The organism is Rhodohalobacter sp. 8-1, assembly GCF_038150125.1.
Classification (GTDB): Bacteria; Bacteroidota; Rhodothermia; order Balneolales; family Balneolaceae; genus SW132.
Genome location: NZ_JBBVMF010000005.1, coordinates 166,015 through 191,498, shown reverse-complemented (window position 1 = coordinate 191,498; position 25,484 = coordinate 166,015). Strand labels below are relative to the sequence as shown.

Genomic DNA, 25,484 nt, shown 5'->3' with positions numbered 1-25,484 from the left:
CTGTATAGTATAATCATTCTCGCAATGTTTGAGCAACAACTGTTTTACCCGCTTTTTGATCAGGCCATATTCGGGTATTTCAGCAAAAATTTAGCGACGCCGGCCAGTACAATCGAATGATGTACGACGTCTTCATTAGCAAAGTTCAGAAATTCCTTCAGCGGCATCGAGTGCACTTTGATGTCTTCATGCCCGTCAGTTTGCTGAGGAGACGTTTTTTCACAATGTGTTGCCAGAAATATGTGCGTGAAATTTGACAGAATAGCCGGGTTCGAACTCACCTTCCCCAAATTCTCCCAACTCCCCGATTCGAAGCCCGTTTCTTCCAACAGCTCCCGCTTTGCCGCATCAATTGGCTCTTCACCTTCATCAACCATTCCGCCGGGAATTTCGAGTGTTGTTTCATCAACGCCGTGGCGGTACTGCTCAACCAATACTACATCGTTATCGTCTGTCAGCGCAATTACGTTGATCCACTCCGGCGCATTCAGAACGTAAAAGTTGGCTGCGTCTGTGCCATCATCCGGCTGCACCTTTTTTTCATGAAGAGAAAAAATGGGAGTTTCATAGACTTTCTTATCTTTAATGACGTCCCATTTTGGCTTAGTAAATTTAAACATAGAATATTTTTTGACTGAACATGAAAAAACGGATTGAATTTACAAAAGATGCATTCAGTAACGAAGAGGAACTCATAAATCTCATTGAAGATGCCTGCGACATGATGGAGCAGATTTATGAGGAGGGTGATTATCCTAAGGTTACCGTAAAGCGGACATGGTCGGAACACAACCCTATCATAACCGGCGAACTGGCTGTACCCAGTGCCTACCGCTGGTACCTGACGCGTGAATTGAAAAGGCTGGTAGAAAAAGGGGCTGAAGTAAAAATATTTCCATCCCGGCCGCGGCTTAAATCTAACGATCCGTCGATTTTTGATAACGCTGACGAAGACGAGTGGGATATCACCCAAAAGAAACTCTTCCTGTTTAGCCCGGAACGGATTGATATCTCACTTGACCGCCTGAAGCATTATACCGGCACCAAACCCAGTGATTTTCAGCGCTACATTCTATTTACCAATTACGATATGCACGTGGAGGTGTTTAAAGATCTGTTCCCGGATTGCGAGGAGCCTGAACATGCAGTTCAGATGCCGGCCTACCACCACAAAATGCCGGATAACAAAGGCTTCAGCCTCGTTAATATTGGCGTTGGGCCGTCGAATGCAAAAACCATTTCCGATCACGTGGCTGTGCTGCGGCCGGATGCCATGGTTATGGTGGGTCATTGCGGGGGGCTGCGAAACCACCAGGATATAGGTGATTTTGTACTGGCTACCGGCTTCATGCGTGAAGATGGCGTGCTCGACAAAATTCTGCCGCTCAATATTCCCATCACACCAAACCACCTGCTGAACGTTTACCTGAAAGACCAGCTCGACCAGCGTGAGCGAAACTACCGGCTGGGCACGGTTTACACCACGGCCAATAGAAATTGGGAGTTTATCAAGCGCCGGACAGTAGAGCAGATTCACGTGAGCCGGAGTGTGGCCATCGACATGGAGTCGGCTACGGTGGCAACCAACGGCTATCGTTATCGCATACCGTTTGCGACCCTTTTGTGCGTAAGCGATAAACCGCTTCATGGCAAGCCAAAACTGAGTGGTGAAGCTCAGACATTTTACCAAAACTCCAAAAATATGCATCTCAAGATGGTCATTGATGCAATTAACTTAAGCAAAGAGATGTACCCCGAAGGATTGCCTAACGCGAGTATTCGCGCCATTAACGAACCGCTGATGGGCGGGTCGTGAGTGAACCGTATATTACCGAACAAGGAATGACAATTTAAGAAGTTAGGACCTTCAAGCGTGCGTGAGCTCCTTGAAGCGTCCGGTCTTTGAGGTGGCAAGATCGTTTTTTCTCTTTGAACCGCAGATTAGTGAATTATGATTCACGGTTGTTGATGTAGTTTTGATTCCAATTGCATAAATAAGCCTCCACTTCATCAATCTTACTTCGTCAATCTATATTCTGTGGTTCCCTCCATACACTTCAACATTCTTACTTCTCCAATCAAAATTCTGCGGTACCTCCCCTTTATTCAATAATTATTCATTGTTTATCAATAAACTTTTGTTGATATTCGGAATGAACTGAATAAAAAAGATCGCTATGAAATTGCTAAACAAATTTTCAATCCTCGTATGGGCCTGCAACATTATCATATCCGTTTTGATGATCGGCTTAATTGCCAGTGTCTACTATTACAGCATATTACCCGGAATTATCGATGCCGATATTGATTCGGCCGGAGTCAAAAAGTCTACCTATCGCATATCTCACAGTCTTCTATCAGATAATTTTATGTTTGAACGGGTTATTGACAAAGAGGCCGGAATTGATACATCGAGATATTATTTTTCCTCGTTAAGAAATCTATACCTAATCCCTATATCCGATTCATTGGCCCTGCCAGCCCAAAAAATCAACCGGGATCTCAGCTCAGAGAGCAGCCGATTGGGTGGAATTGTCACAAAAAGCATCACCGTATCCGAGCAAACCGATCCTCTCCCCGTTCGGTTTGCAGCTCCCGCGCTGCCACTGGAAAAAGAGCGGTATATTGAGCTGGCGCGTTCGAATGTGCTTTATTTTCTAATCGTGCTCCTTTTAGCCATCCTGATTTTAGGGCTGCTGAGGCAATTTATTGCGGGATTGCGATCACCAGTGTTCTTCACCCGAATAAATGCGATCTATCTCTATTGCACCGCGGCGCTGACGCTCATCGCACCCTTTTTTATCTGGGTTTGGTCGGCATTTTTACGTCCTGATTTGTTTTCTGAATATCGGTTTGAGGGAGCATCACCTGTTAATTTTACACCTGATATTTCTCTGGCGCTGCTCTTTTTCGGCGTGATTCTGCTGGTCATTGCCTGGTGTTTCGATCAGGGCGTGAAACTTCAACAAGAACAGGAGCTGACGATATGAGAGCATTTGGAAAGTGAACTCAAAAAATCAGGTAGTCTTAAAAAATCAAACAAAAGCTCAAGATGTAACATGGCAATCATCGTAAACCTCGACGTAATGCTGGCCAAACGAAAGATGAGCCTCACCGAGCTTTCGGAGGAGGTCGGGGTCACCATCTCGAACCTGTCAATTCTCAAAACTGGAAAGGCTAAAGCCATTCGCTTTTCTACACTCGAGGCCATTTGTGAGGCGCTCGACTGCCAGCCGGGGGATATTCTGGAATTCAGTGAAGAAGACTAATTTACTCAATGTTACCCCCCCAGAAATTAGAGGCGCCGGACTCTTGCAGGATCGCATAAAAAGCATGCGAACTCTGCCAGGTCCTTTCATCCACGTTTCTCACTTCTCCCTTTCCATACATTTCGATATGTTTGGACGAACACTAAAACGACGCTGTCAGATCCGGTAGATGCTGACAGGTCTTATCACTTTTCACCTCTCACTTTTGACTTTTTTCTAAAATCGAAGCACTCAAGTCAAAATAATTAATCTTTTTCTGTAAGGTATTCTCACTTTTTCACTCATACTATTAAAAATAGATATTGCTATGAGTGAGGAACAATTTGATGCAGATCAGTTTTTGAGCCGAAGTGTGAAGGAGATGTCACCTGATGAACAGCCCCGCGAAAAGCTTACACGATACGGGGCCGGAAGCCTGGCCGACGCAGAACTCCTGGCTATTTTATTAAGAACCGGCAGCCGTCGGATGAATGTTATTCAGACATCGCACGCGCTCATTGATCATTTTGGAGGCCTTCGAAACCTATCAAAGCAGAACTGGCAATCAGTGAAGGTGATCCCGGGCATTGCAAAAGTTAAAGCGATCACCCTTGAAGCGATGTTTGAACTTTCAAGGCGGATTCAAATAGCATCAATGGGAGAACGCGTTTCCATAACCAGCCCAAACGACGCTGCTGCCTATTTTAGCCCTTTACTCCGTGACCTTCATAATGAACAATTTATTGTGGGATTCCTGAACAATTCAAAGCAACTGGTTGGGTACAGGCAGATAAGCTCCGGTGGCAGCACGGCAACTATCGTTGAGCCTGCTGAGGTGATGCGACAGGCTGTTCTTAATAATGCTAATAGCTTGCTCCTTGTACACAACCACCCATCAGGTACAGCGAAAGAATCAGCCGCAGATGTGAAATTAACCAAACGAATTTCGGGAGTTGCAAAGGAAATGGGTATTCCGGTAGACGACCACATTATTATTGCGGGCGATTCCTTTGTTAGTTTTAGAAACAAAGGCCTTTTGTGAAAAAATTACCGAGACCTTCAATCTTTAATTTGTGCAATTACAGCGTTCTTTTATATTGATCACGGCATCGGGAGTTAAATACTTAAACATCATGGACTATTCGGGGTTAGTAACGGCAGTAAAAAACGGCGACCAATTAACTACAAGCAGGCTTTGTTCTGAGGCTGCTATCATTCTCAAACGATATCTGAGGAAGAAATGCGGGGCGGACCCTGCAGATGCTGATGACGCGATTCAACGAATGTTTGAGTATATCATCACCAAAATTCTGGCCGATGAAATTGAGAATCCAAACGGCCTGCTCTCCTACATGCTTAAAACCTGCCGTCATAATTACATTAAAATGGCCAGGGAAAAAAACCGGCAGGACATAGAAAACCTTGTGAATCAGCCATTCCATGAACCTGTTCAAATTTGGGAGCTTGTAAACGAGGAAAATCAGGAGATTCTCAGGTACTGCACCGAAAAGCTACGCGAAGGATATAAAGAATTCATAAACTACTTTTTCAGTTTTCCGAATGCATCAACAGAAGATGTGGCCGATCATTTTGATATCTCAATTAACAATGCCTGGACTCGGAAACACAGAGTTATTAACAAGTTAAATAAGTGCGTAGAAACACAATTATAAATAAAAATAAAAAATGTGTAAGGGATCCACTAAAATTGGATCATACCTGTATAAAAGGCCTTGCATTGCCAGGTATACTGCCAAACAATTTATAAAATGGAGCTAACTTATAGGGACTGTAAAGGATTAACCTCATTAAAGCGGGGGTTATCCCGTAAGAGCTCGGCTTTGCAAGACCCACACTGAGTATTGTCAAGATCATAAAAAGGATGACAGAAAAAGAGATCAGCAGACAAATTACCCGTTATATTAACGGCGAATTAAGCGACCACGAGGAAGACCAGCTTTGGATAGAGTTCCTTAAAAACCCCAAAAACTACGAGCTTTTTGAAACCGAGCTCAACCTTACGGATCTTTACCGGAACAAAAACTTCAGGATTGACGGACCTGATGACCAAAACCAAGTGAATGAACCAAATCGGCCGTACACCACCTGGGCCTTTTCTGTTGCGGCAGTTCTGCTGTTATCAGCTATGCTCTATATATTCTCCTCTCAAACCAACGGTGAGCCTGAGTCCTTTGCAATCTCAGAAATTGAACTCACTCAAATGCTCGGAAGCGATATTTACCGTGATGAAAGCCCGGATGTTGTCCAACTCGATCAGCAAATTAACCGATCCCTTTCTTTAGCCCTAAACGGTGATACACAACAATCATCTGAGATACTAAGTGATCTATTGACAGGTTCAATTACTGATCTTCAGGAAATTCGAATTCTCTACAATCTTGGAATTTTAGCCTACAATGATAAAAGGTTTGAGAAAAGCCTAAATCATTTCTCTCATGTGATTGAACTGAATACACCCGAAACGCCGGACTTTATTTATGAAAAAAGTCAGTGGTATATCGCTAACATTTATCTTAAACAGAGATTAGTTGATAAAGCAGTTCAAACGCTCAACCGACTTGCATCTGGCTCCGGCCTGCACGCCACGGATGCTGAAATGGTGCTTTCCAGGCTGGAATAGTATTCCATGGTACATCATCATCAGCACCAATCATTGAGGGCTTGTTTTTTAAGGTTCGTACATAACAAGGCATACCCGCTCAATGGATTCAATAACCCGGCACCCGTTTATTTATTTGTGTCCCTCGCCCCGGTTAACGAATCTATTGTCTTCATCAATAAAACCCTCTAAGCGGGCTAATTGAATAATCGTTGTTGAGAGAAGCTGATCAATGTTAATTGCCGATGACTTGAGCCACTTATGGGTATCGCGGTCTTCGGGATATTTTTCAATGCAATCATCAGTGTAATCAATAAAATCTCTTACAGTTCTTAAAATGTCTATTAGCTTATTAGGGCACTGACATTCGATCATGTCGGCATGTTTCTGGAGTTCTTTTGCCGCTTCTTCGCTGATTTGATTTCCGTCTTTAACTGTAATATTCATGAGTAATTTGTTTGTTTAATTCATCGGAAGCAGCCAGTAGGTCTGCACATTGCGTTTCTTCCCTTTTAATTCTTTCAGCGGCATTTTTTGAAGCTTCAAATCGCCCTTCAGCCGATCTTTTGTAGATTCTGAAATCAGGGCATCTACGGAAAAATATTTAGTCAACGATTCTATTCTCGATGCAGTATTAACCGTATCGCCAAGAATGGTTCGCTGCGTGATATTTCCGGTAGTAATATCGCCGACAGCAACAATGCCTGAATGAATACCAACTCCAATATTAAGCACGCTTTCTTCCCTCAGGTACCTTTCGGAGTTAATATTGCTCAATTTGGTCCGCAGACCAATGACGGACCGGCAAGCCATTTCAGCATGATTGAGATCTGACTGATTCAGACCAAAATGTGCGAGAAACCCATCACCTGTAAAACGATCGACAACACCGTTGTTATTTTCAACTTCCTTTCCAAGAACAGCCAGAACTTCATTTGCAAAAGCTATGGCTTTAATCGGATCTTTCTTCTCGAATAGCACCGTAAAATTGCGAATATCACAGAACATGACTGTCGCATCACAACTGAAACTTGTCATTAAATTTTAATGCATCCCGTTTTTTGTAACTAAAAAATACCCTTAAAAGTATACTGAATCAAATCTAAGTCTATAAGAGATTGATATAGAGAACCTGTTGAAAAACACGAAAAACATTTATTCACGATGTATACCACCTGATAAATATTTGATCTTTCAATAGATACGATATCTCAGGTATCGATCTCCAAGGCACAAATTCCTTGTTGTTACAACAAAAATATTTTGAGCCCGGACGAATTAGTTGGATGATTTTGGTATCGGGGTTTGGTTGCTTTTCACATGGTTCATAAGAATTTGATGTGTTGACCTTGTCTCCTCCCCTTTCTTCCTTTCCGCTCTCAAATACTCGCCATCAGGCCGCATGACCCAACGCTGACGATTATCGGTCAGGTAAAGACTCAGCATAAACCGAAGGTAATCTTTTAATCCGGCTCTTTCTATTGGCGTCAATATTTCAACTCTTGCATCCAGATTGCGGTGCATCCAATCGGCTGATCCGATCCAGAAGGCCTCCTGGCCGCCACTGTAAAAATAATAGCACCGTGAATGCTCCAGGAAACGGCCTATTATACTGTGCACTCTTATATTTTCACTCATTCCCTTTTTGCCGGGAATAAGCCTGCACACACCCCGTACAATCATATCAATTTTAACCCCTGCCTCCGATGCCTTATACAGCAGCTGAATAGTTCGCGGATCTTCGAGGCTGTTCATTTTTGCAATGATGCGGGCCTTCCGGCCGGCTTTTGCCTCCTTAATTTCCCGCACAATCATCTCCTTTATTCCATTGCGCATATACCGCGGAGCCACCAGAAGCTTTTTATATGACTGATTGGGAGCATACCCTGTAAGCAGGTTAAACACATCTGTTACATCCGAGGCTATATTTTTATCTGAGGTGAAAATACCGAGGTCCTCATAAAGCTGTGCCGTATGCGGATGGTAATTACCCGTCCCTATGTGCACATACCGCTGTAAAACTCCTTGCTGCTCACGGACAACAATGGTCAGTTTTGAGTGGATTTTCAGACCTGCAATCCCATATGATACATGAACACCTGCTTTCTCAAGTTTTTGGGCCCATGTTATGTTTCGCTCTTCATCAAAGCGGGCTTTCAGCTCAACAAGCACAGCTACCTGCTTACCCTCTTCAGCCGCTCTCATCAATGCGTGCATCAACGGGGAATCGCTCGATGTGCGATACATAGTTTGTTTAATGGCCAGCACGTCAGGATCAGACGCAGCTTCTTCAACAAACCGTTGAGTGGACGTTTCAAAGCTGTGGTAAGGATGATGGACCATAAAATCCCCTTTTTCAATAACATCAAAGATATTCGGCGCATCCTGTTCCATCTCATGGCGCAGTACGGGATGTAGTGCCGGTACCCATTTATCAAAGCGAAGATGATTCAAACCATCAAGGTCATATAGTTGTGTGCAATCTGCCAGGCCAATTGGCCCGGACATCTCGATAAGGTCTTTCTTTTTAACATTCAGGTTATCCATCAGATATTGTTTCATATCCTGTGGCATATCCTTGTCAATTTCCAACCTAACAATTTCTGCAAATCGTCGCTCTCTGAGTTCATCTTCAATCATCTCAAGCAGGTCATCGGCTTCTTCATCATGCCGTCCGAGTTCGGCGCTCCTGGTCACCCTAAAAAGATTAGCAGATACAATTTCCATTCCTGAGAAAAATCTCTCAATCATTTGCGTTATAATATCACTGACCGAAACAAGCACTACTCTGTTTTTGGCTCCTTTCAACCTGATCCATCGCGGCCTGTTTGTTGGTATTTTAATCCGTGCAAAATGAATTTCATTCGTCCCCGGACTTTTCAGTTTTACTGCAAGCGATCGACTTTTATTGGAAATGAATGGAAACGGGTGTGCCTCATCTACGGCAAGTGGCGTAATGATGGGATATAACTGTGATTCGAAATAATCGACGGCCTCTCGCCTGAGCTTATCCGGCAGTTCATTAAACAGAACTATTTCAACTCCTTCTTTTTCCAGCAGCGGTATCAGTTTATCAAAATAGCAGCGCCGGTATGCCCTGATCATCTTTAATACATCTTTTCTAATTTCCTTAAGCTGTTGTTCAGGCGTTCTGCCGTCCACTGAGAGCTCCGTTACTCCCGCGTGGATCTGACGTTTTAATCCCCCGATTCTTTTTTGAAAAAACTCATCCAGATTAGAGCAAACAATCCCAATAAATTTTATCCGCTCCAAAAGTGGCATGTCAGGATCTTCTGCCTGTGCAAGAACCCGCCAATTAAATTTGAGCCAACTCAACTCATAATTCATGAAGTATTCCGGCCCTTTTTTGGCCAGCTCATCATTCGATGTGTGCACGGTTTCACTATGCTTCTGTTTTCCGATATCTTTCGGCGCAGGATTTGAAACAGATTTATCCCGGGCAGGCTGCTTATTTTTATTTTCGTTTACGGAATTCATGTGAAGGTTTTTTTCTGGGTCTGAAATTTCAACGGAATTTACCTATTATTAATTAACAAATTATAAACAGTTTAAAGAGCATCAATTATTGTGCAAAATCCGCTTTTAGACCCTGAAAACGAAGAACCTATTGTTGAGGAAACACTTCGGCCCTCATCCATTCAGGAATTTGTTGGTCAGAAAAAAGTGATTCGAAATTTAAGTGTGTTCATCCAGGCCGCCAAAAAACGCGGTGAAGCGCTCGATCACGTGATCTTATCAGGACCGCCCGGGCTTGGAAAAACAACTCTTGCTTACATTATTTCCCGCGAGATGGGGGTTCAAATCAAACCCACTACCGGGCCGGTGCTCGAAAAACCCGGCGACCTGGCAGGCATGCTTACCAACCTTGAAGATGGTGACGTCCTTTTTATTGATGAGATCCACCGGCTCAATCCCGTTGTTGAGGAATACCTTTACTCGGCAATGGAAGACTATAAACTGGATATTGTCATCGACTCCGGGCCAAATGCTCGCAGCGTTCAAATTGAACTCAACCGCTTTACACTTGTTGGAGCCACCACACGCAAAGGAATGCTCACGGCTCCGCTGCGCGCACGTTTTGGCATCGACATGCGGCTCGATTACTATGACGTGGAGCTCCTGCAAAGAATAGCGCTGCGAACGGCTCATATCCTGGAGTTTGGCATCACCGAATCCGGAGCCCATGAAATAGCCCGCCGTAGCCGGGGTACACCAAGAATCGTCAACAAACTTCTCCGCCGGACACGCGATTTTGCACAGGTTGACGGGTTGAGTAAAATCGATGAAGCAATTGCTGATAAGGCTCTGAACGCCCTGGATGTCGATCAAAACGGCCTGGATGATATGGATGTCAGAATTTTAAAAGCTATTATAGAAAACTATAAAGGCGGACCTGTAGGCCTGGGTACGCTTGGCGTGGCCGTAGGTGAAGACAAAGGAACCATCGAAGAGGTATACGAACCATTTCTCATCAAAGAAGGATTTATGCAAAGAACCCCAAAAGGACGCGTTGCTACCGCTAAAGCATATCAGTACCTGGGGCTGAAACCAGGTGGGGAGGAATCGGACCTGTTCGGGAGTAACTCATAAAGAGCCGACACTTCTGTCTAATCCATCATCTTTAATCTATTATCTCCTATCTATCACCTCATCCCCATGTCTTAATCAAGAATATTTTGTACTTTTGGTGCCTTAATTATCTGAACCACGAATTTTGTATTGAATGAAAAATCTCTTTACCTCCGAATCAGTATCAGAAGGACACCCCGATAAAATTGCCGACCAGATTTCCGACGCTATTCTTGATGCAATGCTTACCGATGATCCCGACTCAAGAGTTGCGGTTGAGACGATGGTAACCACAGGCCTGGCCATAGTGTCGGGCGAAGTCACGACTGAAGCCTATGTAGATGTTCAGGAAATTGTCCGTGATGTCATCAAGAGGATCGGATACACGAAACCCAGCTACCGGTTTGATTCTGAGTCTTGTGGAATATTGTCATCCATCCACCAGCAAAGCCCTGATATTGCACAGGGAGTAGACTCAAGCGAAGAGAAAAAACAGGGCGCCGGCGACCAGGGAATGATGTTTGGATATGCATCAACCGAAACTGAAGCATACATGCCGATGACACTGCAGTATTCGCATCAGCTATTGAAAACACTGGCACACATCAGAAAAGAAACAGCTTTAATGCCATATCTCGGCCCGGATAGTAAAAGCCAGGTAACGGTGGAATATGACGACAATAATAAGCCAGCCCGGGTTGATACAATTGTCATATCCACCCAGCATGATGAGGGAATTAATCAGGCAGATATCAAAAATGATATAAAGAAAAACCTTATCTCGGCCGTAATTCCGGACCATTTAATGGATGTTAACACCATTCTTCATGTTAATCCAACCGGCAAATTTGTCATTGGAGGGCCTCATGGCGATACCGGCCTTACAGGACGTAAAATTATCGTTGATACCTACGGCGGACGCGGAGCTCACGGTGGTGGTGCCTTTAGTGGTAAAGATGCTTCAAAAGTAGATCGCAGTGCAGCATACGCCACTCGTCACGTTGCGAAAAATATTGTTGCCGCTGAACTGGCCGAGGAGTGCCTTGTACAGGTTGCATATGCTATTGGCGTTGCAGATCCTGTTTCCATTAGCGTGCATACATACGGCACAGGAAAAGTGAGTGATATTGAGCTTGCAAAAGCGGTAAATAAAATCTTTGATCTCACGCCGGCAGGAATTATCGAACGACTTAATCTCAAAGAGCCGATCTTCAAAAACACGGCCGCTTATGGCCACTTTGGCCGAAATGAGTTCACCTGGGAAAAACTCGATTACGTGGATGAGATTTCCAATGCAGTAAAGTAAACCACAGTAAGAAAGGGCCGCTTGCGTACAGCCCTTTCAAATCGGTAAAATTTATGGTACAATGGAGCCTGAAATTTAAACCAAATGGGCTCTTTTTATGAACAATTATTGTTCCCTTTACTCACCTTTATTACTTGTCCTGTTCTTCACCCTGGCGCTTCCTGTCCAGTCTGAAGCCCAGGATCGACCCATCGTCTTTACCGGTGCCGACATCATATCCGTGACCGGCGACCCTATCAGTAATGGCGTTCTTGTGATTCAAGATGGCAAAATATCCGCTGTTGGATCTGCCTCATCTGTTGCTATTCCTCGTAATGCCCAAACCATCGATGTAGCAGGACAGGTGATTATGCCGGGATTGGTAGATAGCCACTCCCACATTGGCGAGGGGGACGGGGGCGATCGGTCATCGGCCCTTCATCCGGATGTGCGCATTATGGATACCATCAACCCAACAAGCGACTCGTTTAAACGTGCCCTTTCCGGCGGAATAACCACGGTCAATATTATGCCCGGGTCCGGCCACCTGATGAGCGGTCAAACCGTTTACGTAAAAACAAAGGAAGCCAACACCATTGAGGATATGCTTGTTTATTCTGATGAGGAAAATAACATATATGGGGGGCTGAAAATGGCAAACGGCACCAACTCTATCCGATCAGGCGGCAGTCCATTTCCGGGTACGCGTGCGCGTTCCGCAGCACTTGTTCGAAACGTGTACATAAAAGCCCGGGAATACCGGTCGAAAGTAGAGGCTGCCGATGGCAATCCCGATGAAATGCCTTCCCGCGATCTTCAAATGGAAACGCTACTTGAGGTACTTGATGGAAAACGTATTGTTCACAACCACACCCACCGGCATGACGATATTTTAACAGCCATACGGCTGGCTGATGAGTTTGGTTACCGGTTGGTGCTGCACCACGTAAGCGAAGGCGGCGAGGTGGCCAATGAAATAGCGGAATCTGGTTACCCGGCATCTATTATTGTACTTGATTCTCCCGGTGGCAAGCACGAAGCTGTAAATATAGACTACGAAGTAGGACGTGAGCTGGAAGAAGCAGGCGCCGACTTTGCCTATCACACAGACGATCCCATTACCGATTCGCGCCTGTTTCTGCGCTCGGGAGGCTTTGGAATACGGGCCGGCATGAGCCGCCAGAAAGCGCTTGAAGCGCTGACAATCGCTAATGCACGGATGATGGACCTCGACCATCGCGTTGGGTCCCTGGAAGAAGGCAAGGATGCCGATTTTATTATCCTGAACGGTGATCCGTTCAGCGTGTACACTCAAGTGCAGCAAACATGGATTGACGGGCGAAAAGAGTGGGACCGTTCAGACCCAGAAGACAAAAAATACGGTGTGGGCGGAGAAGATGTATTTTCAGGCTCAAATAATCACGTTCATGATCATTCCGGAGGAAACTGATATGAAATCATTCAACACACACTCTGCTGCAAAAAATATTACTAGCACTGCTATGGTCTCACTGACAACTCGATTGATGGTATCTTTTTTCATGATTCTTTTTGCTGTTCTGCCAGCATTTGCCCAGCAGATTGCAATTAAAGGAGAATTGGTTCACACCTCAGCGGGAGCTCCCATTACAAACGGTGTTGTTTTGATTAGTGACGGCATCATTGAGCAGGTTGGTTCTCAATCGTCTTTACGCATACCGTCGGCCTACGAGGTGCACGAAGCCGCAGTGGTTACTCCGGGTTTTATTGACGCGCACTCCGTAGTGGGCCTTGCCGGAATTTACAATGTAGATTCCGACCAGGATCAGCTTGAGCTGTCAAGCGCTCTGCAACCTGAACTTCGCGCATTTGACGCATACAACGCGCGTGAAGAGCTTATCAAAGTCCTGCGCGACAGAGGCATTACAACAGTGCACACCGGCCATGGCCCCGGCGCGGTTATCAGCGGACAGACCATGATTGTGAAAACAACAGGAACCACTGTAGGCGAAGCGCTCATTGATTCAACAACGGCCCTGGCGATGACCATCGGGTCCGGCGTCCGAAGCAATTTCGACAGTCCCGGCACGCGATCCAAAGCTATTGCCATGCTGCGCCAGCAGCTTATCTCTGCACAAGAGTACATGGATGGTGATGAAGACCGCTCCAGGGATCTTGGTAAAGAGGCGCTGGCACAACTCCTGAATGGTGAGATTTTTGCAGTTATTACGGCGCATAGATCCTACGATATCATGACGGCCCTGCGCCTGCAGGAAGAATTCGGCTTTAAACTTCTGCTTGATGGTGCCGCTGAAGCGTACATGGTGATGGATGAAATCAAGGAAGCCGGTGTTCCGGTGACTATCCATCCAACGATGATGCGCCTTGGCGGAGACGGAGAAAATGCGTCCTTTGAAACCGCAGGTAAACTATCTGATGCCGGTATTACCGTTCTGTTTCAAAGCGGCTATGAAGGGTACGTTCCAAAAACACGTGTGGTCCATTTTGAAGCAGCCATCGCCGTAGCGAACGGCATGGATTACAATCAAGCCATGAATGCTCTCACAATTGATGCGGCGCGTGTACTTGGTATCGACAATCAAACCGGCTCACTCGAACGGGGAAAGCAGGCTGACGTTGTTCTGTTCAACGGCGATCCGTTCGAATATACAACAACGGCCGATCGGGTAATTATCGGCGGGCAGGTAGTAAGTGAGGGGGAGTAAATCCTGAATGGCCTATTGATTTTACAATATCAATGGGTTATCAGAGTTGAAGTGTCATGAATTATTTGGTTCGTATTGGAATTCAGAAATCTTTATCTTTTAACCAATCTATTATTGAGCATTAGGTATGAGCAGACGCTTTATTCCGGCATACATTGTCCTTTTTATTCTGATTTCTCCTTTTAAATCACTGAGCCAGGATATCAGTAATTCTGATCAAAACCGCTCAGGATCACGAATTTCAGGCGGGTCGTTCGAAACCCCGAGCCTAATTGGTCAGACTCTTTACTTTATTGATCAGGTAGGATTAGAGTTTTTAGGTGAAACTGTGCCCGATGCCGAATACTTCGACCGCGAAAGCTACGTGATAGGCCCCCAGGATGTCATAAATATAAACATCACAGGTCCTGTTTCACTCTATGCACAGGCTCTCGTAGTAAACTCCAGCGGCTACCTTTATATCCCGTACGGAGGTAATGTTGATGTTGCAGGCTTAACAATTGATGAGGCAACCCGGTCTGTTGAAAATGCTGTAGCAAAAGAACTTGTGGATTTTGAGCTAACGTTTCACATTCAAAAACCCCGCCCGGTTCAAATTCAGGTTATTGGGGACGTTCCTAACCCCGGGCGTTATCTGCTACCCGCAGGAACCCGACTTGATGCTGCCATTACCAGAGCGCTATCTGCACAACCGCGCAACGGGAACGCGTTGAAGATGATGGATAATACATCAACCGAAAATATCAGCCCCTCCTTCAACTATTCATTTCGGGCAAACTCTGAGCTCATCTCGCGCGACAGCACAGTAGTAAATCCCGGTTTGGATGAGAATACCCGATATTCACTTCGAAATATACAAATTGATCACCGGTGGAAGAGTTATTCAACCGATGCGGACTTGACCACTTATTACAAAACCGGATCACGCGAATCGAATCCATTTCTATATGATGGAGATCAAATTTATCTCCGTAAACTCAATGAACGCTCACCGCGGATCAGTATTTCGGGGGCGGTTGACTCACCCAATGAGTACGAATACAGGTCCGACGACACGATCCAAAGCTTACTTAAAATTGCCGGTGGCTATACAGACGGCGCCGACACCACTCACATTATTTTATACAGATACCGTGATGGTGAACTCTCTTCTGAGACTCTGTCTCTAAACAACCAAACCGCAGTTCGACAACCTCTTCAGGAAAACGACCGGCTCGTGGTTCCTTATAGCGATGGCTCCCGTCAAAACTCCTCTGCATGGGTTTACGGAGAAGCTGAAATTCCCGGTAATTTTCCGATTGATAATGATGATACAACTCTGGGTGAACTCATAAAGCTTGCGGGCGGTCTATCTGACCGGGCGCTCACGAATGGTGCTTATTTGATACGTGCTAATATGAGTAACCGCGGCGTACAGTCTGCTACAACACTAAATACGGCACAGCTGATGCGCACATCCGACCAGGTTCTGCAGGGTTTTGAATATCTCGAAATGGAGAGGGATCTCAATTCGGACCAGCGAATGTTTATTGATCTGGAAGACGAGCAACAACTCAGCCGAATTCGGATCACAGATGGGGACCGGGTCTACATCCCAACCGACTATCAGAATATTGTTTTATACGGCCAATTAAACAACCCGGGCAACTATCCGTTTAACACGTCCTACACTGTCCGCGACTACATCAGTCAGGCTGGGGGCTTGAGTTTAGCCGCAAACCCCGACCGTATTTTTGTTATTAAAGCCGGAAGCCGTGCCTGGAAGCAGCCGGGGGAAACCGATCTTGAATCAGGGGATATGATTTTTGTAGACCGAACCCCATTTGATGAGCTGAACGCCCAGCGACAGTACGAGATTCAGCTGCGAAACGCGAGAAGAAATAATGCTCAGCTTGTTCTTACAGCTATTTCTACAGTCGCTGCAGCTATAACAACGTATGTGGCTATAACCCGATGATTTGATGGCAGCAGATTCAAAATTACTTTACATCACACAGTACTATCCACCGGAAGTTGGGGCAGGAGCGGTTCGCAGTAACATCATGAGCCGGCACCTTGCACAAGACGGCTGGGATGTTGATGTAGTCTGCGAAAAACCCAACTATCCTACAGGAGTGATTGATGAAAACTATCGGGACAGATGGGTCTATAAAGAGATTGTTGGTGATAATTTAACCGTACATCGAATTTGGTCGGTTGCCAATGAGCGGAAAAATGTTATACAGCAGCTCCTATTCTTTCTATCCTTCATGGCTTCCAGCTTTATATACATGCTTAGCAACCCCAAACGATACGACATTGTGTACGTAACGTCTCCTCCCATTTTTACAGGTGTTTCCGGCTACCTGCTCAGTAAAATATTTGGGGCAAAGTTTGTATTTGAGGTGCGCGATATCTGGCCCGATTCTGCCGTTAATCAAACGGAGCTCGACGGCGAGCCGGTCTTTCTCCGACTTGGTAAGAAGCTTGAAAACTGGCTCTACCACAGTGCAGACCTGATTGTGCCTGTAACTGACGCGGCTGAAGCCATCATACGCGGACGCAGTAACGGTACACCTACGTCTGTTATACCAAACGGAGTAGATGTAGACCTGTTTGAGAAGAAATCAAACCCAGAGGAAGGCATGGATGAGCCCTACGATGCCTCTAAATTCCGCGTGGGTTACGTGGGGTCGCTTGGAGTGATTCACGACCTGAGAACATTCGTTGAAGCCGCTAAGATCTGCGAAGAAGATCCCGATATACAGTTTGTGATTGTAGGGGATGGCGGCCGAAACAACCAGTTAAAAGATATTCTGGATGAATTCAAGCCTAAAAATCTTGATTGGGTTGGGCTGAAAAAACACGACCAGGTTCCTTATTATATCTCCAGTTTTGATGTGGCTGTAAACCCAATTAATCCATCCAAAGCGTTCGAGTCAATCGTCACGGTTAAATTTTATGAATACCTGGCCTGTGAAGTACCCGTTATAACGTGCGGGAAAGGATTGATGAAAGAGATCGGGGACCTGAGCGGTGCAGCCATAACAGTTGAACCGAAAAATCCGGAAAAGCTGGCGGAAATTGTTCAGATGTTGAAAACCAATCCCGAAAAACACGATGATCTATCGGGCTCCGGACGACAATTTGTAAATAGTCAGTACTCAAGGAAAAGACTGGCAACATATTTATCATCTGAATTGAAAAGTCAGTTTACCTAATAGGTTATTTAAAATTCAATGGAAGATACAAGTAAGAAAAGCAGTACCACATCTTATTACGTTAAGCTCGTGTACAGATGGAGAAAATTTTTATTTCTCCACTTTCTTATAGTTGCTATAGTTGCTGTAGTAATTGCACTTATTATACCTAAGACATTCAGCTCCTCAGCTACCATACTACCAGAGGGTGGTGGTAGTATAGCAAGTGCGATTTTACCAGCTGAAATGACTGAAGGCTTGGGCAGTGCAATTGGTTCGCTTACCGGAAGTGGGGGCGATGAAACCAATAAGATTATGTCACTTTTAAAAAGTCGTGAGCTGGCAACAGATGCAGTGGAAGAATTTGAATTGATGGAGAGATTCGACGCCGTTACTATTGAGGATGCAATTTCGGGATTTCGAGAGATGGTATTTGTTACAATTGATGATGAATTAATGATCCGCATCAATGTAAATGCGAAGACAGGATTTTTTAGTTCTGATGAAGAAGATCAAGAAGCGAGTGAATTTGCTCACGACGTGGCAACCTATATTGCTGATCGGCTCGATGAGCGTTACACCGACTTATCTGTTGAGAAAGCAAGTTTTGAAAGGCAGCTTGTCGAAGAACGATTTGAACAAAACAAAGAAGATTTAGAGGATGCAGAAGAGGCTCTAAGGGATTTTTCTCTTAAAAATTCACTCATTGCGTTACCAAGGCAAATTGAAGCAGCTGTCGAAACAGCAGCCAATCTTGAAGCTCAGATCATTACCAATCAGATAGAATTAGCATCCCTGAGGCAGACATTCGGCAGTGAGCGACCCGAAGTAAAACAGAAACAAATCACGATTGAGCAGGCCAAAAAACGATTAGAAGAGATTAAGCTGTTTGGATCTACAGAAGATTCCCTTCGCTTATTCCCATCATTTCAGGCTGCGCCTGACCTTTTGATGGAATTTGTAGAACTTGAGAGGGAAAGGGAAGTTCAAAGCACACTATATGGATTTCTTGTTCGTCAATATGAACAGCTAAAGCTACAGGAAGCCAGACAAACTCCTACTCTTCAATATATCGATAAACCAGCTGTGCCAACTAAAAGAAGCAGCCCTACGAGATCAATTCTCGTCATTTTCCTTTGTGTAATTGGTGCGGTTGCCGGTATAGCCTATTTAATTTCTTACGAGCTATATCAGACCAAGTATAAGCGAATAATTGAGGACTCATTGAGCGAAGCAAAATCAGACTAATCTTTTGAATCCGGATGCAAAAAATTTAAACACCTCGCCATTCAGTCATCTCTGGATGTCTGCAGCCTTCGCTCTTTTGGTAGTTGCAATATTTGTAATTCAACAACCTCTTCTTCTTCCGGTAGTACTCGTCGTTTCCATCTCAGTATGGGTAATTGCAAGAACTGAACTGAATATAAGTGACGTTCAAATATTAAGCGCTGCAATATTTTCAGCGATCGTCCTCCCACCTTTATCATCTCTGCCCGGACTTCCTTCCATAAGATTTGAAGAGCTACTTTTTTTATTAATTTTCCCCTTGCTGATACTAAAAAGAGAGCCTGTCAAAAAAGACCGGCTGTACAATTATTTTGTTTTAGCGGTAATCTTATTTGGTACCGCCATTCTGTTTTCAACGTTTTATGGACGCTACATACTTGGTGTACCGGTTGCAGGACGGGATTTTTTCGAGTTGCTTAAAGTTTTTAAGATCCTAATTGTCGTAGTTGCCATCAGCCGTTTCAATTTAAAGGAGAGTGACATCTATAAACTTTTATATGTAATTGTATTTTCTTTTTTCGTTTCATCGATAATTGGTCTGATGCAGTACTACGGTATCCTCGGGTTCGAGCAAATAACGGCTCCATACTACTTCGCCAATCGCCTGCATGATGTTCATCACCGCATGATGGGTACGTTTTTGAACCCTAATACATATGGAACTGTCATTACCCTTGGAGCGGTAGTAACATGCGTCTTGGCATTTTATGAAAAAGATTTTGCCCGGAAAATATCTCTCGTTTTCCTTGTTGTCTTCTTTTCTTTCATAATTGCTTTAACCCAATCCAGAACTGCTATTATAGTTCTTACTCTTGCACTTATCTCAGTTATTGGATTAAATGGATACACTGGCAAACTCTCTTTTAAAAAAGTCGCTCTAATTTTTACTGGCATATCATTAACTGTATTTATGTTTTTAGACTTACTGTCAGAGGACGTGCTAACAAGGTTATCAACTCTTTCGAACATAAGTGAGGACAAGAGCTGGCAAATGCGATTATTCGCTTGGTACCTAAACCTCTCGATTTTCTCTGAGTCGATGCTTTTCGGATGGGGACCGGCTAAAATGATTCACACGACAATTGTGGACAGCGAATATTTCTTAACCCTTAGACGCTATGGTATTGTTGGTTTTACGATTTACCTGTTTATATACCTTATACCTCTTTACAGAGCTTATCTTTTTCAAGCCAAAGAAGGCATAGCTGGAGTTATGGGTCAGATAATTTTGGTTTCTATAATTGTATTTTTAGTCGGTAATATAACCAATCCATTGTTTCACGAAATTCAGTTTATAGATTACTGGATGATTTTGCTGGGAATATTTTTTGCCATGAACCCTCATGCATATAACATATACGGAAAGAATGAGTAATATTGCCTTTGTTAGCCATTCATATCCAACTCTACAATCTCCGGCACAAGCATCTTTTATAAAAAGGGAAGCGCATTTAATTTCCCAGTCTCATTCCGTAGAAATTCATCTTCCTTCTGTTTTCGCTCTTCCTTTTCAAAAGCAATACTTTCGATCTCGAAATCCTCTTGAAGAAAATCTGCCTATACATCATTTTTCATACCTCTCATTTCCACGCAGACGGCTTGCCTCAATCACACAATTATCTCTCTCAAAAAACCTACTACGGTCACTCGAAATACAAAAACCCGACCTCGTTCACCTTAACTGGCTTTATCCCTCAGGATTAGCAGCTCCTTCAATAAAGAAAAGTGGCTATCCAGTTCTGTTAACTATACACGGAGGTGATTGGTACTCAAATGTGGGCAACAATCGTATGATCCGTCTACTTGAAAAATGTCTATATGCTTGTGATAAAATAATTTGCGTCGGAAAACAGCTTAAAGAAGACATCTCCTGCTTTGCACCAATGATAAAAAATAAACTTATCCACATTCCGCACGGCATCGATTCCAATCGATTTCAACCATCCCTGCAAAACAAATATGAGCCACCTGCCCCCGGCTGGAATTTTGAAAAAACAAACTTACTTTGCGTGGCCAATTTCTACCGGGAAAAAGGAATTGATTTATTAATTAAGGCATTTTCCGAAATACCGGATAAAGAGCACTATCACCTTCACATAGTTTCAGCAGGGGGTAATCCCAGAATTAAATCTGAACTGGATATTCTAATAAACAATCTCTCCTTACAAGGCTTGGTCACTTTTTATAGATCTCAACCTCATGAACAACTTGCAGGTTTTTACAGATCTGCAGATTTATTGGTTTCACCCAGTCGAAAAGAAGGCTTCGGGCTGGTTGTAGCAGAAGCTATTGCATGCGGTACCCCTGTACTGGCAACAAAGTCAGGTGGACCAGAGGAAATTGTAACAGAAGAAACCGGAAAAATTGTGCAATCAGATAATATTGAAGCCATAAATATGGGAATTCAAGAGATGGTTTCTAGACTTTCAAAATACAGGCCTGAAACTCTTCAAAACCATATAAATACGAACTTTAGCCTCGAATCAAAAAGTAAAGCCCTGGATAATATTTATCGGAGTGTTATGAAACCGACCTAAAGCCAATGTTGAAAATTGTTGCATGTAAAAATGTATTGATGAGGAAAAATTCTTGAGCACTTTACTCAAATCGTCCACGCGTCACCCTTTACTTATAAATGATACCTGAATTTATAAAATCAGATTTCTATAAAAATGTAGTTACTCTCATTGGGGGAACAGGTGTGGCTCAAATTATACCTATCGCTATTTCCCCTGTTTTGACTCGCATTTATTCGCCGGATGAATTTGGTTTACTTGCCTTTTACGCTTCGTTTGTCGCTATCATTGGGGTGGTTGCTACCGGCCGTTATGAGATGGCCATTTTAATACCAGACAGCCTCAGAAAAGCCAAAAATCTGGCCGCCTTTTCCTTTCTAATTGTTGGTGTCGTTGCTGCACTCAGCTTCATTATATTAGCACTATTTGGAAATATAATATTGGATTTCCTCGGCTTTGGTGAATTTACTCTCTTGTCATTTTTAATCCCGGCAGGGATTCTGCTTATCGCATCCTTCCAGGTTTTCATCTATTTATTAAACCGAATCAAAAATTACAAAGGAATTGCGACTGCAAAAATCACCCGTTCTTTTGGTGGGTCTGGTTTTCAGCTTTTGTTTGGCTACACTGGTTTAACGACCTATGGACTCATTATTGGCAAACTGATCGGTGATGTACTCAGTACAATCTATGGATGGTGGTTAACTCAAAAGGCTGAACGTCTAAAACGTATTCCGTTAATTTGGCTGGATATGAAAAAAGAGTCCTGGATGTATCGTGAGTTTCCAAAAGTTAATGCACCGCACGCATTAACTAATACCTCATCGAGCAATCTTCCGAATATTTTGTTAGCTGCTTTTTTCTCCCCCGCAATTGCAGGTTTCTATAGTTTAAGCCATCGGGTCTGTTTTGCCCCCATCACGTTGATTTCAAGTTCAGTGCAGCAGGTATACAGCCGATCTCTGACCGAGAAACACAACGATGAAAAAAACATACACACATTTACTGTTTCAGTTTTTAAACAATTGGCCATAATCGGCATCATCCCTTTTGGAATATTACTGATATTCGCTCCGGATCTGTTTGAACTTATTTTTGGTGAGAACTGGAGAGAAGCAGGCGTATACTCACAAATTCTTACTCCTTTCCTCTTTCTTGTATTCGTGATTTCTCCACTCACATATGTACCGCTGCTTTTAAACCGCCAGAGAAAAGCTTTTTTAATAGATATTATTTATCTCGTATTGCGAGTTCTTGCTCTTGGGGCAGGACTCTGGCTCGGTAGTGTAATCATAGCTATCATTGCATTTAGTGCCGTTGGCGTTCTTGTTCAGATCTATTTACTTTTTTGGATTCTTTCTCTCACTAAATCAACACGATAATGTCTGGTATTTACGGATTTTACAGCACTTCTCCCCTTGACTACAGACATAATTACAACAGATTTTTCAGCGCCGATCTTTCACAAACTCAAAATGAAGAGTTCATATCCAATAATTTTATTTACGGTAGAAGTGTTCTTAAAAAGTTTGCCAAAGACCGATTTCTTTACGAAGAGGAGGATTTAATTATCGGTATCGAGGGAATCGTTTACTCTTATCAAAACCCTCAGGAAGAGATCGTTTCTGCCTATAAAAAATCGGGACTGTCGTTTATTAAAGATTTAGACGGGAATTATTCCGGTTTTATTTTTGACAAGTCAGAAAATAAAATACATCTGTTTACGGACGTCATGGCTACACGTTCTATCTTTTACTACTCTAACCCAGATCTCGGTGCATTCTTTTTTTCCTCCGAATTAAAAGTGTTGTCCAGCCTGCTCAACGATCTGAATATAACCTACACACCGGATCGTGACGGATTTAATTGCCTGCTTAGCTTTGGGTATATGCTTGATGACATTACTCTTATTGAAGATGTAAAAAGACTCAGCCAGGCAACGATCTTAACCTGCGACTTGAATGATGGTAAAATTTCGCAACAGAAGTATTTTGACTTCGATACAACTGAGGAACAAATATCTCTCGATGTTGCAATTTCTCGATTGGATTCACTCATAACCCAATCCATTGCCAGGGAGTGGGAAAAAGATCGTTCAGAGACTCAATTATTTTTGAGTTTTATTAGTGGCGGTTTAGATGCCAGAGTAAACCTGTTTATTGCAAAAGAATTGGGTTTCACCGACATTAGTGCTTTGAATTTTTCTCAAACCGGTGCCCCTGATCACCTTATAGCTAAAGAGATCGCAGATGGTGAATCATTAGACTACCAGTTTTTTCCCCTGGATGGCGGACAATATTTTATAAATTCGTTTGAAGAATTAGTTGCTGCCAACGATGGCATGGTGACTGTCAGTGGTGCCTCCCACATGTACCAAGCTTTGAAAAGTCTGCCTCTAGAAAAGTATGGCGCTATCCATTCGGGTCAGATAGGTGATGTCTTGTTTGGTTCCTACACCCGGCCGGCCTTTAATATGAGAAATAATATTGGAAAAATGGGTTCTGTGAATGCCCCTGACATACTTTCTCAAATCTCGGTGCTTCCCAATATTATTGATAAGTATAAAGACTCTACCGAATTGTTTTCATACGAACAGAGACAGGTAAATGGGACCATTAATGGAGATCGAATGTGCTCTCATTTAATTGATCTGCAGTCACCTTTTTACAATAAGGAGTTGATCAGTTTTTGTTTATCCCTGCCCATGGAATTTAAGCTTAATAAAAAGCTTTATATGGAATGGATTCGCCGAAAACATCCCAAAATGTTTGAGTATCGATGGGACAGTGCGGGAATTGTTCCCCGAAACAGAATACTAACAAAAATTGCAATACAGGTATCAAGGCTAAATAAACATTTCTCCCGGTTGATTTTGGGCAAAGATTCCAGCCCCATGAACCCATTTGATTTCTGGATGGAGTCGAACGATCAATTCACTCTAGAGATAAATAACGTTTTCAGATACAATCTGGAATACGTTTCAGAACCTTGGCTTAAAACAAACGCTTCCAATGTGTTTACTAATTTTAAATCAAGAGGTAAATTTACCGCTATAACTGCTGTATTGGCCTACAAACTACATTTTTCAAAAGGATAATGTAGTTTACGTTCATTCCATTTATTTCAATTCAGTACTTAATTGTATATCGGTATGCTTTTTCACCTAATACTTTCCCAACCAGAAACCGGCAGATGAGCCCGTATAACTTCAATCGCATTTTTGCCCTAAATAAGGGCCCGATTTCGCGGTATCGTTTATCGTGCTTCTTAAAGAGGTATTTGGCTCCCTGAATTTTCTTGTCAAAATTGAGGCTAATTTGATCTGTGGATCTATTTTCACGACTTAGTATTTGGTCGACGTAGTCAACATTATACTTTTCCGATAGCCGAATCATAAGATCATACTCCTGACTCGATTGCAGCTTGTTATCGAATCCCTCGATCTCAAGCAATGCGTCTTTTTTTATCAGAAGCGATTCAATGCCAGATACTGCATAACCTGCGAGAAGCTGCCTGTGGATATCTCCTTTGACCTCATTCCTCTTGATTAACTTCTTTCCGGATCTGACATCATCTACGTGTGCCGTGACGAAGCCTAGGTTAGCTACTGAACTATCATCAAACTTCATCACCTGCAGTTCGATTTTTTCAGACATGAGCTCATCGTCATCATCCAGTAAGTTGATGAATTCACCGGTCGACTTTTCAATTCCCCTGTTTCTGGAGAAGCACCCTCCCCGGTTCTCACTGTTGCGAAAAAAACTGACTGTTGGAAACTCCTTCTGCAATTGCTCCAAGTCGTTATCAGAATGGTCATCAACAACGATCACCTCGATATTCGGATAGGTCTGATCCAACGCTGATTTAATAGCCCGACGAAGCAACTCGGGCCTGTTGTATGTTGGAATGATGATGCTGACAAGTGGCCTTTTTCGATTCATTTTAAAAAAATAGTACCCAATTACTGTAGTTGAACAGAATTATATTTCTCAAACTTTAAAATTACTCCTCGAATCAAAGTAGTTGAATATGTATGTTAATTATGCAAGTCGGT

Annotated in this window: 22 protein-coding genes; 17 read left to right on the top strand and 5 right to left on the bottom strand. The window is 43.4% G+C overall.

The window, feature by feature from the left end; all coding sequences use genetic code 11:
* Positions 1-59 precede the first annotated feature (59 nt).
* A complete protein-coding gene (locus tag AABW11_RS06810) occupies positions 60-620 on the bottom strand; it encodes an NUDIX hydrolase (protein WP_340104046.1) in 561 nt (186 codons plus the stop codon).
* 20 nt (positions 621-640) lie between these two features.
* Here AABW11_RS06810 and AABW11_RS06805 point away from each other — a divergent pair, with 20 nt between their 5' ends.
* The 6 genes from AABW11_RS06805 (at position 641) to AABW11_RS06780 (ending at position 5,889) form a co-directional block, all read left to right on the top strand.
* On the top strand, positions 641-1,816 hold the full coding sequence (locus tag AABW11_RS06805) for a phosphorylase family protein (RefSeq protein ID WP_340104045.1): 1,176 nt from the start codon (positions 641-643) through the stop codon (positions 1,814-1,816).
* Positions 1,817-2,177: 361 nt separating this feature from the next.
* Positions 2,178-2,990, top strand: a complete 813-nt coding sequence (locus AABW11_RS06800) for a DUF2975 domain-containing protein (RefSeq protein ID WP_340104044.1) — start codon at positions 2,178-2,180, stop codon at positions 2,988-2,990.
* Positions 2,991-3,059: 69 nt separating this feature from the next.
* Positions 3,060-3,269 carry a helix-turn-helix domain-containing protein gene (locus AABW11_RS06795; protein WP_340104043.1) on the top strand — a complete coding sequence of 70 codons (210 nt, stop codon included), beginning with the start codon at positions 3,060-3,062 and terminating at the stop codon, positions 3,267-3,269.
* 307 nt (positions 3,270-3,576) lie between these two features.
* Complete coding sequence (radC, locus tag AABW11_RS06790; protein WP_340104042.1) at positions 3,577-4,290, top strand: RadC family protein; 714 nt, start codon at positions 3,577-3,579, stop codon at positions 4,288-4,290.
* A gap of 91 nt (positions 4,291-4,381) precedes the next feature.
* Positions 4,382-4,921 carry an RNA polymerase sigma factor gene (locus AABW11_RS06785; protein ID WP_340104041.1) on the top strand — a complete coding sequence of 180 codons (540 nt, stop codon included), beginning with the start codon at positions 4,382-4,384 and terminating at the stop codon, positions 4,919-4,921.
* A gap of 209 nt (positions 4,922-5,130) precedes the next feature.
* Positions 5,131-5,889, top strand: a complete 759-nt coding sequence (locus tag AABW11_RS06780) for a tetratricopeptide repeat protein (RefSeq protein WP_340104040.1) — start codon at positions 5,131-5,133, stop codon at positions 5,887-5,889.
* A gap of 111 nt (positions 5,890-6,000) precedes the next feature.
* Here AABW11_RS06780 and AABW11_RS06775 read toward each other — a convergent pair whose 3' ends face one another.
* The 3 genes from AABW11_RS06775 to ppk1 all read right to left on the bottom strand — a co-directional run bounded on the left by AABW11_RS06775 (position 6,001) and on the right by ppk1 (position 9,366).
* On the bottom strand, positions 6,001-6,315 hold the full coding sequence (locus AABW11_RS06775) for a hypothetical protein (RefSeq protein ID WP_340104039.1): 315 nt from the start codon (positions 6,313-6,315) through the stop codon (positions 6,001-6,003).
* 15 nt (positions 6,316-6,330) lie between these two features.
* Positions 6,331-6,906 carry an adenylate/guanylate cyclase domain-containing protein gene (locus AABW11_RS06770; protein WP_340104038.1) on the bottom strand — a complete coding sequence of 192 codons (576 nt, stop codon included), beginning with the start codon at positions 6,904-6,906 and terminating at the stop codon, positions 6,331-6,333.
* 240 nt (positions 6,907-7,146) lie between these two features.
* Positions 7,147-9,366, bottom strand: a complete 2,220-nt coding sequence (ppk1, locus tag AABW11_RS06765) for a polyphosphate kinase 1 (protein ID WP_340104037.1) — start codon at positions 9,364-9,366, stop codon at positions 7,147-7,149.
* 90 nt (positions 9,367-9,456) lie between these two features.
* Here ppk1 and ruvB point away from each other — a divergent pair, with 90 nt between their 5' ends.
* The 11 genes from ruvB to AABW11_RS06710 all read left to right on the top strand — a co-directional run bounded on the left by ruvB (position 9,457) and on the right by AABW11_RS06710 (position 24,527).
* On the top strand, positions 9,457-10,479 hold the full coding sequence (gene ruvB / locus AABW11_RS06760) for a Holliday junction branch migration DNA helicase RuvB (RefSeq protein WP_340104036.1): 1,023 nt from the start codon (positions 9,457-9,459) through the stop codon (positions 10,477-10,479).
* 133 nt (positions 10,480-10,612) lie between these two features.
* On the top strand, positions 10,613-11,764 hold the full coding sequence (gene metK, locus AABW11_RS06755) for a methionine adenosyltransferase (protein ID WP_340104035.1): 1,152 nt from the start codon (positions 10,613-10,615) through the stop codon (positions 11,762-11,764).
* 97 nt (positions 11,765-11,861) lie between these two features.
* On the top strand, positions 11,862-13,193 hold the full coding sequence (locus tag AABW11_RS06750; RefSeq protein ID WP_340104034.1) for an amidohydrolase family protein: 1,332 nt from the start codon (positions 11,862-11,864) through the stop codon (positions 13,191-13,193).
* Position 13,194: 1 nt separating this feature from the next.
* Positions 13,195-14,448: an amidohydrolase family protein gene (locus AABW11_RS06745; RefSeq protein ID WP_340104033.1), complete on the top strand. Its 1,254-nt coding sequence runs from the start codon at positions 13,195-13,197 to the stop codon at positions 14,446-14,448.
* Positions 14,449-14,575: 127 nt separating this feature from the next.
* A complete protein-coding gene (locus AABW11_RS06740; RefSeq protein ID WP_340104032.1) occupies positions 14,576-16,405 on the top strand; it encodes an SLBB domain-containing protein in 1,830 nt (609 codons plus the stop codon).
* Between the two features lie 4 nt (positions 16,406-16,409).
* Positions 16,410-17,648, top strand: coding sequence for a glycosyltransferase family 4 protein (locus tag AABW11_RS06735; RefSeq protein WP_340104031.1), 1,239 nt, complete (start codon positions 16,410-16,412; stop codon positions 17,646-17,648).
* 18 nt (positions 17,649-17,666) lie between these two features.
* Complete coding sequence (locus tag AABW11_RS06730) at positions 17,667-18,875, top strand: GNVR domain-containing protein (protein WP_340104030.1); 1,209 nt, start codon at positions 17,667-17,669, stop codon at positions 18,873-18,875.
* Positions 18,876-18,879: 4 nt separating this feature from the next.
* Positions 18,880-20,289: an O-antigen ligase family protein gene (locus tag AABW11_RS06725; RefSeq protein WP_340104029.1), complete on the top strand. Its 1,410-nt coding sequence runs from the start codon at positions 18,880-18,882 to the stop codon at positions 20,287-20,289.
* Positions 20,282-21,451, top strand: coding sequence for a glycosyltransferase (locus tag AABW11_RS06720; protein WP_340104028.1), 1,170 nt, complete (start codon positions 20,282-20,284; stop codon positions 21,449-21,451). Before AABW11_RS06725 ends, AABW11_RS06720 begins: the two co-directional genes overlap by 8 nt.
* A gap of 98 nt (positions 21,452-21,549) precedes the next feature.
* Complete coding sequence (locus AABW11_RS06715) at positions 21,550-22,812, top strand: oligosaccharide flippase family protein (protein ID WP_340104027.1); 1,263 nt, start codon at positions 21,550-21,552, stop codon at positions 22,810-22,812.
* Positions 22,812-24,527 carry an asparagine synthase-related protein gene (locus tag AABW11_RS06710; RefSeq protein ID WP_340104026.1) on the top strand — a complete coding sequence of 572 codons (1,716 nt, stop codon included), beginning with the start codon at positions 22,812-22,814 and terminating at the stop codon, positions 24,525-24,527. The genes AABW11_RS06715 and AABW11_RS06710 overlap by 1 nt, the downstream gene beginning before the upstream one ends.
* A 31-nt stretch (positions 24,528-24,558) precedes the next feature.
* On the opposite strand, the gene AABW11_RS06705 is transcribed toward AABW11_RS06710, so the two are convergent.
* Positions 24,559-25,371 carry a glycosyltransferase family 2 protein gene (locus AABW11_RS06705; protein ID WP_340104025.1) on the bottom strand — a complete coding sequence of 271 codons (813 nt, stop codon included), beginning with the start codon at positions 25,369-25,371 and terminating at the stop codon, positions 24,559-24,561.
* Between the last annotated feature and the right edge of the window lie 113 nt (positions 25,372-25,484).